The 17,769-nt window shown below is 40.8% G+C and carries 15 protein-coding genes; 6 read left to right on the top strand and 9 right to left on the bottom strand.

Annotation, left to right across the window (positions count from 1 at the left end):
- Positions 1-6 precede the first annotated feature (6 nt).
- Entirely contained in the window at positions 7-2,469 is a 2,463-nt protein-coding gene (locus WAE64_RS10955; RefSeq protein ID WP_340236414.1) for a bifunctional UDP-N-acetylmuramoyl-tripeptide:D-alanyl-D-alanine ligase/alanine racemase, read from the top strand.
- Between the two features lie 75 nt (positions 2,470-2,544).
- Positions 2,545-3,522, top strand: a complete 978-nt coding sequence (locus WAE64_RS10950; RefSeq protein WP_340236413.1) for a formylglycine-generating enzyme family protein — start codon at positions 2,545-2,547, stop codon at positions 3,520-3,522.
- Between the two features lie 88 nt (positions 3,523-3,610).
- Here WAE64_RS10950 and WAE64_RS10945 read toward each other — a convergent pair whose 3' ends face one another.
- The 5 genes from WAE64_RS10945 to WAE64_RS10925 all read right to left on the bottom strand — a co-directional run bounded on the left by WAE64_RS10945 (position 3,611) and on the right by WAE64_RS10925 (position 6,545).
- The gene (locus tag WAE64_RS10945; RefSeq protein WP_340236412.1) at positions 3,611-4,183 is read right to left on the bottom strand and encodes a dihydrofolate reductase family protein; all 573 of its coding nucleotides are present in this window, start codon (positions 4,181-4,183) and stop codon (positions 3,611-3,613) included.
- 90 nt (positions 4,184-4,273) lie between these two features.
- Positions 4,274-4,801, bottom strand: a complete 528-nt coding sequence (locus WAE64_RS10940) for a DUF4199 domain-containing protein (RefSeq protein WP_340236411.1) — start codon at positions 4,799-4,801, stop codon at positions 4,274-4,276.
- A gap of 113 nt (positions 4,802-4,914) precedes the next feature.
- Positions 4,915-5,394 carry a response regulator transcription factor gene (locus WAE64_RS10935; RefSeq protein ID WP_340236410.1) on the bottom strand — a complete coding sequence of 160 codons (480 nt, stop codon included), beginning with the start codon at positions 5,392-5,394 and terminating at the stop codon, positions 4,915-4,917.
- A 6-nt stretch (positions 5,395-5,400) separates the two neighbouring features.
- Entirely contained in the window at positions 5,401-5,796 is a 396-nt protein-coding gene (locus WAE64_RS10930) for a TlpA family protein disulfide reductase (protein WP_340236409.1), read from the bottom strand.
- A complete protein-coding gene (locus WAE64_RS10925) occupies positions 5,763-6,545 on the bottom strand; it encodes a thioredoxin family protein (protein ID WP_340236408.1) in 783 nt (260 codons plus the stop codon). The genes WAE64_RS10930 and WAE64_RS10925 overlap by 34 nt, the downstream gene beginning before the upstream one ends.
- A 175-nt stretch (positions 6,546-6,720) precedes the next feature.
- On the opposite strand from WAE64_RS10925, the gene WAE64_RS10920 reads away from it, so the two are divergent.
- On the top strand, positions 6,721-8,034 hold the full coding sequence (locus WAE64_RS10920; protein WP_340236407.1) for a Gfo/Idh/MocA family oxidoreductase: 1,314 nt from the start codon (positions 6,721-6,723) through the stop codon (positions 8,032-8,034).
- A 78-nt stretch (positions 8,035-8,112) separates the two neighbouring features.
- Here the strand turns inward: WAE64_RS10920 and WAE64_RS10915 are convergent, their stop codons facing one another.
- From WAE64_RS10915 to aroQ, 4 genes are all read right to left on the bottom strand, one after another.
- A complete protein-coding gene (locus tag WAE64_RS10915) occupies positions 8,113-9,405 on the bottom strand; it encodes a TolC family protein (RefSeq protein ID WP_340236406.1) in 1,293 nt (430 codons plus the stop codon).
- Between the two features lie 280 nt (positions 9,406-9,685).
- A complete protein-coding gene (locus WAE64_RS10910; protein WP_340236405.1) occupies positions 9,686-12,790 on the bottom strand; it encodes an efflux RND transporter permease subunit in 3,105 nt (1,034 codons plus the stop codon).
- A gap of 49 nt (positions 12,791-12,839) precedes the next feature.
- Complete coding sequence (locus tag WAE64_RS10905) at positions 12,840-13,940, bottom strand: efflux RND transporter periplasmic adaptor subunit (RefSeq protein ID WP_340236404.1); 1,101 nt, start codon at positions 13,938-13,940, stop codon at positions 12,840-12,842.
- Between the two features lie 529 nt (positions 13,941-14,469).
- A complete protein-coding gene (aroQ, locus tag WAE64_RS10900; protein ID WP_340236403.1) occupies positions 14,470-14,895 on the bottom strand; it encodes a type II 3-dehydroquinate dehydratase in 426 nt (141 codons plus the stop codon).
- A gap of 85 nt (positions 14,896-14,980) precedes the next feature.
- On the opposite strand from aroQ, the gene xerD reads away from it, so the two are divergent.
- The 3 genes from xerD to WAE64_RS10885 are packed head-to-tail and all read left to right on the top strand — an operon-like array spanning position 14,981 to position 17,603.
- On the top strand, positions 14,981-15,895 hold the full coding sequence (gene xerD / locus WAE64_RS10895; RefSeq protein ID WP_340236402.1) for a site-specific tyrosine recombinase XerD: 915 nt from the start codon (positions 14,981-14,983) through the stop codon (positions 15,893-15,895).
- 27 nt (positions 15,896-15,922) lie between these two features.
- The gene (locus WAE64_RS10890; RefSeq protein WP_340236401.1) at positions 15,923-16,888 is read left to right on the top strand and encodes a 1-phosphofructokinase family hexose kinase; all 966 of its coding nucleotides are present in this window, start codon (positions 15,923-15,925) and stop codon (positions 16,886-16,888) included.
- The gene (locus WAE64_RS10885; protein WP_340236400.1) at positions 16,857-17,603 is read left to right on the top strand and encodes a PI-PLC domain-containing protein; all 747 of its coding nucleotides are present in this window, start codon (positions 16,857-16,859) and stop codon (positions 17,601-17,603) included. Before WAE64_RS10890 ends, WAE64_RS10885 begins: the two co-directional genes overlap by 32 nt.
- The last annotated feature ends 166 nt before the right edge of the window (positions 17,604-17,769 follow it).

Here is a 17,769-nt window from a genome sequence, read left to right as displayed (position 1 = left end):
TATACAGTGAATTTCTTTTCTGAACCTATTATTACTAAGGCTACGGTTTTGTTGACCGACAGCCGCTTTGTTTCTCAACCTCAGCAAAGCATATTTTTTGCCATAAAAGGAGAGCGCCACGATGGCCACAATTTTATTGAAGAACTCTACGAAAAGGGCGTTCGTGAATTTGTGGTCGAGAAAAAAGCCGCTAAGCCAGACCTGAACGAGCGTTTCCCTGAGGCTAAATTCTGGCTGGTTGAGAATGGTATCAGAGCTTTGCAGAATATAGCTGCCAAGCATCGTAAGAAATTCAATATTCCGGTAATAGGTATTACGGGCAGCAACGGCAAAACCATTGTAAAAGAATGGTTGAGTGCTTTGCTTGCTAAAGACTATACCATTATTAAAAGCCCCCGCAGCTACAATTCACAAATCGGGGTGGGCTTATCGGTATGGCAAATGAACGAAAGCCATACGCTGGGTATATTTGAAGCCGGCATCTCGAAGTCGGGAGAGATGGAAAACCTTGAGCCAATTGTAAGCCCAACCATAGGCATTTTTACTAATATAGGCTCGGCGCATGACGAGGGCTTCAGAAGCCGTAAGCAGAAAGTTACCGAAAAACTGCGTTTGTTTCGCCGCAGTAAAACCCTTATCTATTGCAAAGATTACGAAGAAATAGACGAAGAAATAAAGCTATTGTTGAAAGCCGTTAATCCGGGTATTGAGCTAATAGGCTGGTCGAAAAGCCAAGAGAGCCCAATTAACGTAACTTTTACCAAAGCAGCAACTTATACAACACTAGCTATAAACTGGAATGCCGAAGAATATGAGTTCAGGATTCCGTTTACTGACGATGCCTCTATCGAAAACGCTACACATTGTGTTTTTGCCAAACTTTTATTAACACCCGAAGGACAGGATTTAAGCACAACTGCCGAAGGACTAATGGCCCTGAAACCCATAGCCATGCGTCTGGAATTGAAGCAGGGTATTAACGACTGCTACCTGATTGATGATACCTATAACAACGATTATGCGGGGTTGAACATGGCGCTTAATTTTATGAGCCAGCATCATACCAAAACCAATAAGGTTTTAATCATCAGCGATTTGTTGCAGTCGGGCTTGCGTGAGGCTGATTTGTATAAAAGCATAGCCGATTTGGTGAAGGGGAAAGAAATAGACCAGATGGTAGGCATTGGCGAAGACATATCAAGAAATGCCAGATTTTTTGATGATAATGCCGTGTTTTTTTCATCAACCGACGCTTTTCTGGACGAATATCCTATCAATCAACTGCATGATAGCCTGATATTAGTAAAAGGCGCACGCAAATTTGCCTTCGAGAAGATTGTTGATAAACTGATACAGAAAGTACACGGCACGATATTCGAGATAAACCTCGATGCCCTTACGCATAACCTTAACTTTTACAGAGGCAAAATAGGTAGCAATACCAAAATAATGGTGATGGTAAAAGCCTATGCTTATGGTAGCGGCAGCGCCGAGGTAGCAAGCTTACTAGAGTATCACCGTGTTGATTATCTGGGAGTAGCTTACCCTGATGAGGGTGTGGCTTTGCGGCAGAGTGGTATTAAGCTGCCTATTATGGTGCTTAATTCACAGCCCGAAACATTCAGTAAGCTGGTCGAATATGATTTAGAGCCTGAAATTTATAGTTTTCAGATATTCCGTCGTTTTCTTGATTTCATCAAGGCATTTCCTGATTCAGTATTTAAGGTTCATCTTAAACTCGATACAGGTATGCATCGCCTGGGCTTTGAAGAGCAGGATATTGAAAAACTCATAGAGATTTTGAAACAGAACCCAGCCGTTAGAATAGCATCTATATTCAGCCATTTGGTAGGTGCCGACGAAAGCGAGCATAACGATTTCTCGAAATCTCAGATAGAGCGTTTCAGCCGTATGTCAGATAAGATTCTTCAGGCTTTACCTGCAAAAGAACAAGCACCGCTTCGCCACATCTGTAATTCAGCCGGAATCATTCGTTTCCCCGAGGCTAAGTTTGATATGGTGCGGCTAGGCATTGGTCTTTATGGTGTAGAAGCAACCGGAACAGAACAGAAGTCTTTACAGACCGTTGGAACGCTAAAAACCATAATATCACAGATAAAACACCTGAAAAAAGGCGAAACCATTGGTTATAGCCGCAAGGGTGTTTTAGACAAAGATTCACGCATTGCCACCATAGCCATTGGCTATGCCGATGGTTTCGACCGTGGCTTTAGCAAAGGCGTAGGCACTGTGCTTGTCAATGGCACTAAGTGCCCTGTAATAGGCAATGTGTGCATGGACATGACAATGGTAGACGTAACCGAGGCGAAATGCGAGGAGGGAGACGAGGTGATAATTTTCGGAAAAGACTTGCCAATCCATGAGCTGGCTGCCTCAATCGGAACCATTCCTTATGAGATTCTGACAGGCGTTAGCGAGCGTGTAAAACGTGTATTTTATAAGGAATAAGCATTTTGGGGAGTATAGGCTTGTAAAAAAGCCGATGCCGTAACTATATTTGTGAAACCAAACATTCAAACCTAAGTGAAAAAAGTATCTTTATTAGTAATCGCAACTTTATTATTCTTCACATCTTTTCGTAGCGAAGATTTCAAACCTTATACTGAACATATTCCGGGCTTGCAACATGGGCTCGATATGGTGCCTATTCCGGCAGGAGAGTTTAATATGGGTAGTGCAGCCAGTGAAAAAGACCGCAAAGACGACGAAGGCCCACAGCACAAAGTAAAAATTGATGCATTTTATATGGCTAAATTCGAAACATCGTGGGAAATGTACGAAGCATTTTTTAATAAAGAATTAGAGGTAACCGACGCAAAAAATACTGCCGAAGTAAAAAGCCGTGTTGATGTAGTGGCTCGCCCTACACAACCTTATGTAGAGATGTCGTTCGGGCAAGGTAAAGAAAGTGGTTTTCCGGTATGTAACGTTACGCAGTTTGCTGCAAGAGCATTTTGTAAATGGTTATATGCTAAAACAGGGCATTTTTATCGCCTACCAACCGAGGCCGAGTGGGAATACGCCGCTCGTGCAGGTTCTACCAGCACTTTTTATTTTGGCGATGATGCCTCTCAGTTAAAAGATTATGCATGGTATTACGAAAACTCTGATGGTGCTTATAAAAAAGTAGGTCAGAAAAAACCAAATGCATGGGGCTTGTATGATATGTACGGAAACGTAGCGGAGTGGACATCAGACTTATATGTTGAAGATTTTTATAGTAAACCAGAAGCCGCTAATAACCCTTATGTGAAACCAAGCAAACATTATCCGCACGTGATTCGTGGTGGACACTGGGATGATGACGCTGATAAATTACGTAGTGCGTCACGCCGTACATCAACACCAGACTTGAAACAACGTGACCCTCAGATTCCGAAATCTGACTGGTGGTTAACAGATGCACCTTTCTTAGGATTCAGAGTTGTAAGACCTGTAAAAGAACCATCGAAAGAAGAAATTGAAGCATACTTCTCTCGCCCTCCAAAAGATATTCCTTGATAGTAAGAAGGTGTAAATCAGAAAATCTCTCGCATAAAACCTAATTAGTGGTTTTTGCGAGAGATTTTTATTTAACATTTAGCCTTAGCTATTCTCTTTCCACTACATAATTCAATTCTGTTACCCCAGAAGCAAACTGTCGGGTATTCAATAATTTTAGCTCTGTTTTGTCTTTACTGTTTAAAAACAGCGGCGTGCCCTGCCCAAGAATAACAGGATTAAGAAACAGCCAATAACCATCAATCAAGTTCTGCTCGATAAGCGCATGGGTTGCCGTTGGGCTGCCAAATACTAATATATCTTCCCCTTCTTGTTGTTTTATCTCATTGATTTTTTCAGCAAGGTTGGCGTTAATGATACTTGTATTTACTAAATCTGCTTCTGCCAATGTGTTTGATAGAACGATTTTGTGTGCATTTTTATACCATTTCGAATGCTCAATATCGTGCTTGCTTGCATTGGGTTGGTCGGCTGCGGTAGGCCAGTAGCCTTCCATCATTTCATAAGTTACCCGCCCATATAAGGCAGTATCGCTGGTACTTATGCGCTCACCTACATAATCAAAAAGTTCTTCATCAACTTTAGCCCAGTTAAGCTCTCCGTTTGGGCCTGCCACAAAGCCATCAAGCGATATGTGCATAAACGAAATTATCTTTCTCATGTATTTGTATGTTTTATGATTCTCTACTGATTTTTTGTAGTGTGCTGTGTCCAAAATTCACTAATTCGCCATTCACAAATTCACTATTGCTTACACCAAAGCAACATTTTTTCGCTTCAATATCAACGCACTTATCAACGATACAATCAGGCCAATGGGTAGTATCTCCATATAGGTAAGCAGAATAACGCCGATAGGTGTTTCATAAAGTTTAGATGATTCTTCTACTTGTTTTATTTTCTCCTGAATTTCTGCTGCGCTTGCACCGCTTTCTTTGGCTTCTTGTATTACGTGGGTAGTATATTTATCCATAAAGTCGGGTACAAATACATAATAGTCAATCAGCCATACAAGTACATAGACACTTGATGCTATAAGGCTTATATAAAGTCCAATCTGAAACGCCTTTCCGAAAGTGATGGTACCATTGTTGTATTTATCCCGATAGTTTTTGATACCTACAAAAACGAGCGAAAAGGCAAGGAGCATTGAGGCATAACCAACCCAGATGTTACCCTCGAAATTGCCCGATGTATAGCAAACGCCAATAGATGTAACCATAAAAGTAGACACGATAATTCCGGCTATCAGTCCACAAACGATAATAATTCTTTTCATGTGTTATAGATTTGTTTATGGCACAAAACTGGCATCTTGTGGGCTATTTATTCTCATACTTTTGGGTGATTTTACAATATTATAATAGATTTCATACTAAAGTGTGAGAGTGCCTAAGGTATCAGGCTCAGTCTTTTGGCTTTTTCAACGGCTTGTGTCCTGCGTTTTACATCTAGCTTCTCAAACACCTTTGATGTATGTGTTTTAATAGTATTGAGCGACACAAACAATTGCCCGGCAATCTCCTGATTGCTCAGGCCCGTGGCCATCAGTTGTAATACTTCAAGCTCTCGTTTACTTAACCCCAATTCGTTGAGCGTATCTTCGTTTAGTTTAAATGTGTCGGTACTTTCGGGCTCATGCACTTTTTCAACAATATGCTCTACTATCTGTACTTTGGGCTTTATGAGTTTAAGCGCAAGCCATATACCCAATGCTGTAAAAATAAGCGCAATAGCGCCTACATAGATTTCGAAAGCATGGTTGAAAACGATTAAACGCAACTGTAACCACCGCAATAAGAATAAAAGTATTGCCAACGAAATACCATAAATAATAATGTGCTTGTTACGTATCAGGAAATCAGGACGCATCTGGTTTTAGAAATATCTTCCGATTTTTGGGTGTTCAACAATCATTTTCTTTAGTTTCAGGCTTTCAATGCTGCCTTGTAATGAGTAAATCACTTTGCCGCCCGGCTCAACTAAAAGCGTGTAAGGCAAGGCTCCATTCCAATTTGGGTCGAGTGCTTCTATCAGTTTATAGGTATCATCGCCACTGAAAATATAGTTTTTCACACCCGAATGCTTACTTTGCAGAAACTTTAATGCTTTATCTTTTTTGTCGGGCTTATCGGCAGATAATGAAATAAACTCAAAATCACGCGCGCCATACATACGTTGTAATTCCAGAAAATCGGTGTATTCCAGAATACAAGGGCCGCACCATGTTGCCCATACATTTATGAGGCGTAGCTTGTCAGACTCGTTAAGCACCAGTTTCTTAATTCCTTCAGTATCCAATTCTTCCAGTATGACAGGTCTTGACTCCCAGTTTTTCTCGTTTTTGGCTTGTATTCAATATTCCATGCCCATTTTACCGAGCAACCAAAGGTTTTTGTTGTAGGGGTAGCCACCTCTTTGCCTGCCAGTGTAGCATCAATAGCGGCTCGCAGGTCTTCGGCATTGGCTTGCCCGGGTTTTTCGATGGCATCAAGCCGACCATTGTATTTAAGTATTCGCTCTTTATCAAACACAAAAGCATGAGGCGTAGCCACGGGGCCATAATGAACCGAAGCACTATGCGTATCGCCATCGTACAAATAAGGAAAATTAAAGTCTTTGTCTTTGGCTCTTATGGCCATATTTTCAAAATCATCATTCAAATTAGTATAGCCTAGCTCTTCCAAAAGTACAGAAATTGGGCTGTTGGGCGAAATAGCTACTACCGCAACACCTTTGCTTTTGTAATCGTTTACAATGGCTTTTATGCGGTCTTCGTAAGCTTGGGCGGTGGGGCAGTGGGTACAGGTAAAAATTACAACAAGTACCTTAGCCGAGGCAAAATCTTTCAACGAATAGTGCTTGCCGTCAGTAGCAGGTAAGTTGAAATCAGGCGCTTTTGCGCCGATGGCAAGGGTAGGGGTGGCCTGCTTGGGCACAGCTTGTGGGTTAGGTACAAATTTGCTTTGTGCAGTAGCCATCACGTGGCTAATTATCAGTAAAATAGCGATGAATATCTTCATAGTTTTTAACAGTATATAGGTAGAATTGATAACCAAATTTACCGATAATTTGCGTGGTTTTCAAAATAAATAAAAGGGTTTAGCTCATAATTTCTCCGAAAAAATCGTTATAATTTCAATAAATACCCTAAATTTGTTTTCTCAAATATTTCAACTCGTATAACCTCACAAATACATGAATTCAAACTTTTCTCGCCGAGATTTTGTAAAGGCTTCTGCTGTAGTTGCAGGTGGCCTATCGGTAACACTACCTTTTGAATCTGCCGCTACTTCTTCTGTAGACGATACTATCAAAGTTGCTTTGATTGGTTGTGGTGGCCGTGGTACAGGTGCTGCTATGCAGGCACTTTCTGTAAAACATAATGTAAAGCTAGTTGCGATGGCTGATGCTTTCCGTGACAGAATTGACTCTTGTTACAAAAACCTTACTACTGAGAAAGAGCAAGGTAAAGGTGTAAAGAGCCGTGTTGATGTAACAGAAGAACGCAAATTTGTTGGTTTTGATGGTTACAAACAAGCAATTGCATTGGCCGATGTAGTTATTCTGACAACCCCTCCGGGTTTCCGTCCTATACATTTCGAAGAGGCTGTTCGCCAAGGCAAACACGTTTTCATGGAAAAACCAGTGGCTACCGATGCACCGGGTATCCGCCGTGTATTAGCTGCTGCTGAGGAGTCGAAAAAGAAAAACCTTAAAGTAGTAGTAGGTTTACAACGCCATTATCAAAAATCATATTTAGAGACTTATAACAAGGTTATCAACGAAGGTGCAATCGGTGACATTATTTCTGCTCGTTGCTACTGGAATAACGATGGTGTTTGGGTAAACGAACGCAAACCTGGCCAAACTGAAATGGAATACCAAATGCGTAACTGGTACTATTTTGTATGGCTTTGTGGTGACCATATCAGCGAACAACATATACATAATATTGATGTTATCAATTGGTTTAAAGGTGGTTACCCTGTAGAAGCAGTTGCAATGGGTGGACGCCAGGTTAGAACTGATAAAAAATTCGGTGAAATCTATGACCACCACTGCGTAGAATATAAATATGCCGATGGTATGATTTTAAATAGCTACTGCCGCCACCAACCGGGTACAGTTTCTGACGTGTCGGAGCACTTGGTAGGTACTAAAGGCCGTGCTACAGAAGGTAAAATATTTGACCTTAAAGGTAATAGCATCTGGAGACACAAAGGTGAAGGCGACAAAAACCCTTACCAAGTTGAGCACGATGTATTGTTCGATTGTATTGTAAATAATAAACCTATCAACGATGCTGAAAACGGTGCAAAAAGTACCTTGACAGCTATCCTTGGCCGTATGGCAAGTTACTCAGGTAAACGTGTGAAATGGGAAGATGCCCTTAACTCTGAAATCAATTTGATGCCAGACACTTATACTTGGGAAACGCTTCCAAAAACTTTACCAGACAAAGATGGTTTCTATCAGATTCCGATGCCGGGTAAAACTAAAGCAGTTTAATCGGAACAAGAAGATAAATAAAAAACCTGCAATTTCGGTTGCAGGTTTTTTTATGGGCCTATTTATCGATTCTTTAGCTTATTTAACCAACTCGCCGCTCAGGCGCAACAATTGCAGCTCTGAAATTTTGATGTTATAACGAGCGTTAGTCAAGCGGTTCAAAGAGGTATTCAAACTACGTTGCGCTTCGTTTATTTCCAGAATTGTTGAGCCCCCAAGTCTGAATTTCTCAAGCGAAATTTTCATGTTTTCGTCGGCAACCTGATTGTATTCTTCTTCAAGTTTCAGAATCTCCTTATCGGTCTGGTATTGGTTATAAGACCTTACCAAATCGTTTTCCATTTGCACAATCCAGTCTTGCTCTTGGGTTCTGGCAACTTCGGTATTGAGTTTTGATGTCTGAATCTGTCGGCGGGTAATCTGTCCGTTAAAGATGTTCCATGTTAAAGCAATACCCGTATTCAAACCGTAGTTTTGGTTATATAAGAATAAACCTGCATTGGTTTTACTGAGCGAGTATCCTAGCGAAGAGTTAAGCGTTATTCGTGGTAGTCGTAGCGACTCGGCTTCTCTTTGTTGGATAATAGTAATATCGGTTGCTTTTCTGAGTGCTTGCAAAGTTTTGTTGGCTGTACGAGCTCTGTTTTTAAGTTCTTCTTGTGTTGGGTCAAAAGAAAGTTCTACTACTTCCTGCACATCAAAGTCCATATTCGGGTCTCTTGCCAACAAATTGTTTAAGGCCGTTTTTGCATTGCGCATATCGGTTTTTGATTGTATCAGTAGGCTTAATTGTGTGCCTAAATCAGTTTTAGATTGCAGATAATCTAATTTAGAACCTTTACCAAACTGCCAGCGTTGGTCGGTGATGTTTAGTCTTTCTTCATAATATTTTATGATAGTTTCCAGAAACCTTACCGTCTGTTTCTGGCGCATTATTTCATAATAAGCCGCCATTACATTAGCCATAGTAGTTTCCATTGCTATGCGGGTCTGAATCTGGCTTAACTGGCTTTGGTTTTTCAAGCGGTCATAAACGGCATACATACGTTTGCCATCATAGAGTGTCCATGTAAAAGCCACGTTTGCCGATGGCGTAAGGTTAGTACCAAAACGATTGGTTTCGTTTCCGTTGGCAAGTACCTGTTTTACTTCGTTGAAGGCCGTTCCGGCGTTGGTATTGAAATCAACACGAGGCAACATGCCGGCATTTCCTTTAAAAACCTGTGTTTCTACTACTTTCTGTTGCTTTTCAGCGATTTTTATATCGTAGTTTTTTTCAAGCGCAATACTAATAGCATTCTCTAGCGTTAGGGTTTCTTGTGCAATTGAGGTTTGGGCAATGAGTAATAGAAGAATAAAATAATTTTTCACGTTCTTATATTTTGTCTTAGTTTCTTTGATTTAGGTTAAAAAACTATGAAACTAGTTGAATGATGCTACGATTTTTGTTTAAATATGTCTGGCTTTTCTTCTGACGATTAGGGTCTTATAGCGGATTAGTTTTAAAGCAGATTAAAGAACCCAATCCCCAGCCCTTCCGAGAAGGGAGTTGAAGTCCCTCTCTCCACTGTTGGAGAGAGGGATTTAGGGTGTGGGGTCTTACAAACCCTATCCTTTATTAAAAGCTTTTGAGATAATATCATCATCTGTATTATACCATTTCGTGCTCTGACTCATGAGCAATTTTTTCAATCTGTTTCATGCGCTCATAGTTTTTGCTACGTGATAAGAATGAGTAAATAGCCGGAATCACATATAAGGTTAACACCAACGAGAATAATAAACCACCCATAATTACAATACCCATCGACATACGGCTACGGCCTGCAGCACCCAATGCAAAGGCAATAGGAGCAGCACCTAGCACAGTTGCGAAGGTGGTCATTAAGATAGGACGGAAACGCATAGCCGAGGCTTCTATAACCGCTTCTTTTATTTCCATGCCTTTTTCTCGTAGCTGATTAGCAAACTCTACAATCAGGATACCGTTTTTGGTTACGAGACCAATCAACATAATCATACCAATCTGGCTAAAGATATTGAGGGTCTGGTTGAAATACCAAAGTGAGAATACCGCACCTGCTACCGCCAAAGGTACGGTAAGCATGATGATGAATGGGTCAACGAAACTTTCGAACTGTGCGGCAAGAATCAGGTACACTAATATGAGCGCAAGAATGAAAGTAAATAAGGTATTTGATGAACTCTCGGCGAAGTCACGAGATGAACCCGAAAGTGCTGTTCTGATAGATTCATCTTTCAGGCGGTCTCTGATAGCATCCATAGCTTTTATACCATCACCAATAGTTTTACCTGGTGCTAAACCTGCTGATACCGTTGCACTCATATAACGATTAAAGTGATACAATTGCGGTGGTGAACTCTGTTCTTCGGTTCTTACAATATTATCTAGTTGAACCAGTTCTCCTAAGTTATTTTTAACAAACGTACTTTTCAAATCTAATGGTTCGTCTCTGTTTGCACGGTCAAACTGCCCGATAACCTGATATTGGCGGCCGTTCATGGTAAAATATCCGAAACGTTGTCCGGCAAAAGCCAATTGCATATTCTGCGCAATATCGGCTACCGAAATGCCCATACTTTTGGCTTTTTCACGGTCGATAGATACCTCTAACTCAGGTTTATTGAATTTCAGGTTCATGTCTGATACAATGAAGGTAGGGTCTTTCGATACTTCCTCCATGAATTTTGGCATGTATTCACGCAGTTTTTCAAAATCAGGTGCCTGAATTACATATTGTACAGGTAATCCTCCACGAGCATCTACTGAGATAGTCTGTTGCTGAATGGCAAATGCACGTGCATCTGGCATACCTTTTAGTTTTTTGGTTACAAAGTCTACTATTTCTTGCTGCGAGCGTTTTCTGTCTTTTTTATCTTTTAAGGCAACACGAACCATACCAGTATTGGGCGAACCTGAACCCGAGAAGCCCGGAGCTGTGATAGTCATGATGCCTCTTGCTTCAGGTATAGAATCTTGGAGCATCTTACTCATTTTAAGCATATAATTATCCATATACTCAAACGATGAACCCTCCGGTGCTGTAACCGAGATACGGAACCAGTTACGGTCGTCTAAAGGTGCAAGCTCTTGTTGAATATCTCTGCCAAAAAACCAGATAAGCCCTAGTGTGAAAAACAGAATAGGTACAGCTAACCAACGCATTTTCATGAAGCTGGTTAGGCGGGTACGGTATCCATTAATGATGCTTTCGAAGAAAGGCTCTGTTTTTTCGTAAAACCATGAACGTTTGTTGTTTTTACGAACCAGATAGGCATTCAGCATCGGTGTAAGGGTAAGCGACACAAAGGCTGAAATCAATACGGCGGAGGCCAGTACGATACCAAACTCACGGAATAGTTTACCAACAAAACCTTGCATGAAGATTACCGGTAAGAATACCGACGCCAATGTAATGGAGGTAGAAACTACGGCAAAGATAATCTCATTAGCTCCTTTTATAGCCGCTTCTATCGGCTTCATGCCTTCTTCTATCTTTTTATAGATGTTTTCGGTTACAACAATACCGTCGTCAACCACAAGACCTGTGGCAAGTACAATGGCCAATAGGGTAAGTACATTGACCGAGTAGCCGAGCATATACATCACAAAGAAAGTACCTATCAAAGACACCGGAATGTCAATCAATGGTCGAACTGCAATAATCCAGTCACGGAAGAATAAGAAAATGATAATTACCACAAGCACAATGGCAATCAAAAGGGTTTCTCCTACCTCTTCTACCGAGTTTTCAATGAAAATGGTATTGTCGAGCAATACATCCATTTTGTAGTCTTTCGGTAAATCTCTTTTGATTTCCTCTACTCTTTTTCTGATTTCTTTAGAGATTTCAAGATAGTTAGAGCCCGGTTGTGGTACAATAGCCAAACCAATCATCGGAATCCCGTTCATACGTAGAATCGTTTCTTCGTTTTCAGGGCCTAATTGTATGTTGCCTATGTCTTTAAATCTTACAATTTTATCGCCAATAGTTTTTACAATCAGGTTTTCAAAGTCGGTTTCGTTTTTGAAACGACCCACCGTTTTTACGGTTAGCTCAGTATTATCACCTGCTAATTTACCGCTCGGAAGTTCAACGTTTTCACGGTCAAGGGCTTGTTTTACGTCTTGCGTGGTTACGCCTTGTGCCGCCATGCGGTTAGGGTCCATCCATAAACGCATAGCATATTTTTTCTGTCCCCAAATCATTACAGAACTCACACCCTGTATGGTTTGCAAGCGTTGAGCAACTACGTTTTCGGCCATGTCACTTACTTCTAAGTGGGTACGTGCTTCACTTTGAAGCAACATACTCATAATGGCATCTGAGTTGGCATCGGCTTTAGAAACGGTTGGAGGCGCATCAATATCTTGTGGTAACTGGCGCACAGCGCCTGATACTTTGTCACGCACATCGTTTGCTGCCCGTTCCATATCAACACCTAATTCAAACTCAACGGTAATCTGGCTTGAACCTACGTTTGATGACGAACTGATAGATTTGATACCTTCAACGCTGTTAAGGGCTTTTTCGAGTGGCTCGGTAATCTGAGATTCAATAATATCGGCATTGGCACCGGCATAAGCAGTACGCACCGACACCACAGGCGGGTCGATAGACGGGTATTCCCGTACACCCAGGTATGTATAACCAATAACACCAAATAGGATGATGATGAGGTTCATCACTATGGCTAGTACCGGGCGTTTAATGGAAATGGTTGATATAGACATAATCTTGTAAGTTTCGTTTTTCGTCTGTACTTATTAGCACTGAAATAGCTTATTTCATAACCTGTTTTACTTTTACAGGGGCATCTTTTTTAAGAGCCATGATACCGCTTACAATCAGCGAGTCGCCAGAAACAAGACCGCTCGTAATCTGAATGCTTTTATCAGTACGCAAGCCTGTTTCTACCATTTTCTCGGCTACTTTACCATTTTGCATTACGTATACTTTTTTACCTTTCAGTACCGGAATAATGGCTTCGGTAGGTACCATAATTGCCTGAGAAATATCAAGGTCAAGGGTTACTTTTACATACATACCCGGAATCAGCCTGTCGTTCGGATTCTGTGCCAGTGCTCTTACTTTCAACGTACGCAGATTCGGGTCAATTTTCGGGTCAATAGCCACAATACTTGCCGAATAACTGGTTGCTTGCCCTTCTACTTCAAACTTTACATTGCTTCCTAATCTTATTTGTGTCGAATATTTCTCAGGAATCGTAAAGTCAATTTTTACAGGGTTTGTCTGTACCAGCGTTGCTAAAACTGAAGCTGGAGTTACATAAGCACCCTGGCTTACATTTTTGAAACTAATTTTTCCTGAAAACGGGGCTTTTATAACCGTTCTGTCAATACTTACTTCAAGAAACTCTTTATCTGCATCAAGGGTATTTAGTGTATTCGAGGTAATTTCGTACTCTTCACGGCTGATAGCGTTTATTTCTAATAGTTTTTTCTGGCGTGCATCAGTTTGTTTGGCAAGCTCAATCTGATAGTTTATTTTTTTAAGCTGTGCTTGTAAATCAGTATCTTTAATTTTTGCAATCACCTGGCCTGCTGCAACACGGCTACCTTCTTTAATATTTAAGGCAACAATTCTACCGGCGGTTTCAGGCATTAACTGTACTTCTTCGTTGGGGAATACAGTACCGGCTGAGGTAACTGCGTTATCAAGTGTAGCAAAACTTGTTACAAATATATTTACGGCTGTAACCGGGCCACCGCCACCCCCTGGAGCTCCGCCTTTACCTTTGTCGGCACCTTTTCCGGCTCCGCCACCCGGCCCACCGGATTTATCTTCAGGTTTGCTGAAAAAGAAAATTTTGCCCAACACAAGCACAACAACAACTGCAACAATAGTTAGTATAGTACGCATTTTAAATTTTATCTTAGTTTTATTATAGGGTGAGTAATTTTAGGAACAATTGTAAATTCAATAACTGGCCAATATTTTTAACTTTTTATTAATAAACGAAAAAAAACATTGTATTTTACGAAAGTTAAGTGTTTTTGCTGATTAGCAGTATAAATAAACGACAAATTAGTCGTTTTTGACGACTATTCATTGAAAAACGTATTATGAGCAGAAATAACCAGATTTAAAGCTAAAACTACTACTCAAAAACCTAAAATAGGCTAGTTTCTTATTTATAGCTAACAGAATATAAGAGGTGTGGCTTATTTGGGTTTATTATCAGCCAGTTAAAATGTGGCGAGGACTATAAAACTGCTCTTGAATGAAAGTCTTGTTAGCGAAAGAGATAAAAAAAGGTTAATTATTTATTGCAGAATGTTTCACTATTTGTAGTCAGAAGAAGTTTACAAAACGGTATTGGTGGCTAGCCGCAGTAAAGCGGCATTGGTACAAAAATTTGCCTTCCTGCAAATGGCTATCAGATACTTTCTTATATAAAGTATCTGATAGCCATTTCGTAGCCTTTGAGGCCAAGGCCGCAAATCATGCCTTTGCAGCGGCTTGTGAGGTAGGAGTGATGCCTGAAAGACTCTCTTGCATGAATATTAGAAATATGTACTTCTATTGCTGGCGTTTTAATGGCCGAAAGGGCATCAGCAATGGCAATAGAGGTGTGTGTATAAGCACCGGCATTAATAATGAGCCCGTCAAATTCTATTCCGCCGTAACCTATTTCGTGTATTTTATCAATGATACTACCTTCGTGGTTCGATTGATAATAGTAGAGGTCTATGGTAGTAAACAATTGTTTTAATTCTCCGAAATAATCCTCAAAAGTCTGGCTGCCATAAATCTGCGGTTCACGTTTGCCGAGCAGGTTTAGATTAGGGCCATTGATTATAATTATTTTTTTCATTGAAAAGGCGATTGATTGAATGATTCAGTATTTTTACGGCAAGTTACAAAAAACGATTCGTGTTTACTGATAAAATTTAACGCTTTTGAATTGGTCAATCTATATTCAGCACTTTAAAAACTACCTCAGGCTTGAGCGGTCGATGTCTGAAAACTCTATTGAAGCCTACCTGAGAGACGTTGAAAAACTGAGCCAGTTTGCCAGTATGCTTGAGCGGAATCCGACACCGGAAAAGATTGATGAGCGAGACATAGCCGATTTTCTTGAATATATTAACCAATTTGGGCTTACTGCTACCTCGCAGGCACGAATCCTTTCGGGTATTAAGGCTTTTTACCGATATCTGGCACTAGAGAATATTATCCTGACCGACCCCACACAATTGATTGAAGCCCCGAAAACCGGGCGAAAATTGCCCGATACGCTGTCGTTTCCAGAAATTGAGCAGATGCTTGAGGTAATTGACGTATCAACCAACGAGGGTACACGCAACAGGGCTATTCTTGAAGTACTGTATAGTTGTGGTGTTCGGGTTTCAGAACTGGTAGATTTGAAACTAACCAATTGCTATTTCGATATTGGGTTTATCAGGGTTGTGGGTAAAGGTAACAAAATGCGTTTGGTCCCCATTGGCCGTGATGCCATTAAATACACCAATATTTATCTCGAAAACATCAGAAATCAGCTAGATATAAAACCAGATGCCGAAGATATTGTATTTTTGAATCGTCGGGGCAAACCTTTAACAAGGGTTATGATTTTTCTGATAATAAAAGACCTGGCCGAGCGGGCGGGTATTCATAAAAACATATCGCCGCACACATTCCGGCATTCGTTTGCCACGCACCTGATTGAGGGTGGAGCCGACTTGCGGGCAGTGCAGGAAATGCTCGGCCATGAATCTATTACTACCACAGAGATATATACACACCTCGATAGAGCGTTTTTACAGGAAACCCTCAAAAGTTATCACCCAAGAGAGGGTAAAAAGCTTAGATAAATAAATAGTTAAATCTGGCACAGAAATATGAAAAAAAACGAAAATAAGATTCTTACCTTGACGGTCAGCCCGGCTATCGACAAAAGTACCAAGTTTGCGGGTTTGGTGGCCGAGCAAAAAATAAGGTGTGAAGCACCGCATTTTGATGCAGGCGGCGGTGGTATCAATGTCTCAAAAGCAATAGAGCGTTTAGGTGGGCATTCGTTGGCTATTTTTACAGTTGGTGGTGCTTCCGGCGAATTGTTGCAGGAGTTGGTGAAGAAAGAAGGTATTGCCTACGAGACCATTAAAACCGAAAGCTGGACAAGAGAGAATTTTATAGCAGTAGATACAATTACTAATGCGCAATATAGATTTGGCATGCCCGGGCCTGCCATTACTGATAAGGAAGCAGCCGAGATTCTGAAAACTATTGAGCAGGCAAACCCCGAGTATCTGGTTGCCAGTGGTAGTCTATCGCCGGGCTTGGGTGATGATTTTTATGAAAAAGTAGCCGCAGTTTCACGAAAGACTGGTTCACGTCTGGTAATAGATACCTCAGGCGCACCCCTGGAAAAAGCTGTTGATGAGGGCGTATTTTTATTAAAGCCCAATGTTGGCGAACTGGCTAAATTGGTAAATGCCGAGTCGCTCGAGATTAATGAGGTAGACGAAGCCGCCAGAGAGATAATAGGCAAAGGCAAATGTGAGATAATAGTAGTTTCGTTGGGGCCACAGGGCGCCGTGCTGGTTACAAAAGATATTTGTGAACATATTCCGGCACCGCCAGTACAAAAAAAGAGCACAGTAGGCGCAGGCGACAGTATGGTGGGCGGTATGGTTTGGGCTTTGGCCGAAGGAAAAGATTTTTCCGAGATGCTCCGTTGGGGTGTAGCCTGCGGTTCGGCGGCTACAATGAACGAGGGTACACAGTTATTTAAAAAAGAAGATGCACTCAAACTCTTAAAATGGTTAAATACTTATGGAGAAAAATATCAGATTCATAATCTTTAGTTTAGTATTACTGGCAAATCAGGCATTTGCCCAATTGCTTCACTCACACAATGATTATGAGCAGAAAGAACCTTTTTATGCTGCCTATAATCTGGGATTTGACTCTATAGAGGCCGATTTATACATTAAAAACGATAAGCTCTATGTAGCCCACGACTGGAAAGATATAAACCGCAAGCGCACTTTCAAAAGCTTGTATTGGAAACCCCTATTGGCTAAAATCAAAGCCAATAAGGGTTATGCATACGCCAATAAGAAAGAACTGTATCTCTTGCTCGATTTGAAAAAAGATGGTAAACAAATACTGGCAGTGCTCGACAAGCTATTTAGACACCACAGAAAAGACCTGAAACATGTGCATATCACAATTAGTGGCGATATGCCAAAACCCGAAGAGTTTGAGCAGTATGACAAGCTTATGTTTTTTGATGGAAGACGAAACACAGAGTATTCTGACAAAGCCTATGAACGTGTTGATATGGTAAGTGCCAGTTTTCTGGATTTTGGGAAATATTGGCCCGGAAAACAACAATTGCCAGAAGAAACCTACCAGAATATAAGGGCTTTTGTGATGGCAAACCATGCCAAAGGAAAGCGTGTGCGAATCTGGGGAACACCCAATACCACATTGGCTTTTGAGACCCTAAAAAAGCTTGAGGTAGATTTTATAGGTACCGACGATTTGGAATTGTTAAAAAATTTTGTTGATAAATAAAATTATGTTTACTAACTTGTATTCGGTAATTTTTCAAATGCTTACATATAGAGAGTAGCGTTATATTTTGCTGGCTAGTTTTCTGTATCGTAAAAATAAAAATATCATAGTACCGGTTAATAATTTATTGAGATTGTAGTAGCATTGTGTTTTGTTTTTAATTGTA

Origin of the sequence: Emticicia soli (assembly GCF_037860775.1) — a bacterium.
GTDB classification, from domain to species: Bacteria; Bacteroidota; Bacteroidia; order Cytophagales; family Spirosomataceae; genus Emticicia; species Emticicia soli.
The sequence above is the reverse complement of the archived record's forward strand: the minus strand, read 5'-3'. Positions and strand labels throughout refer to the sequence as shown.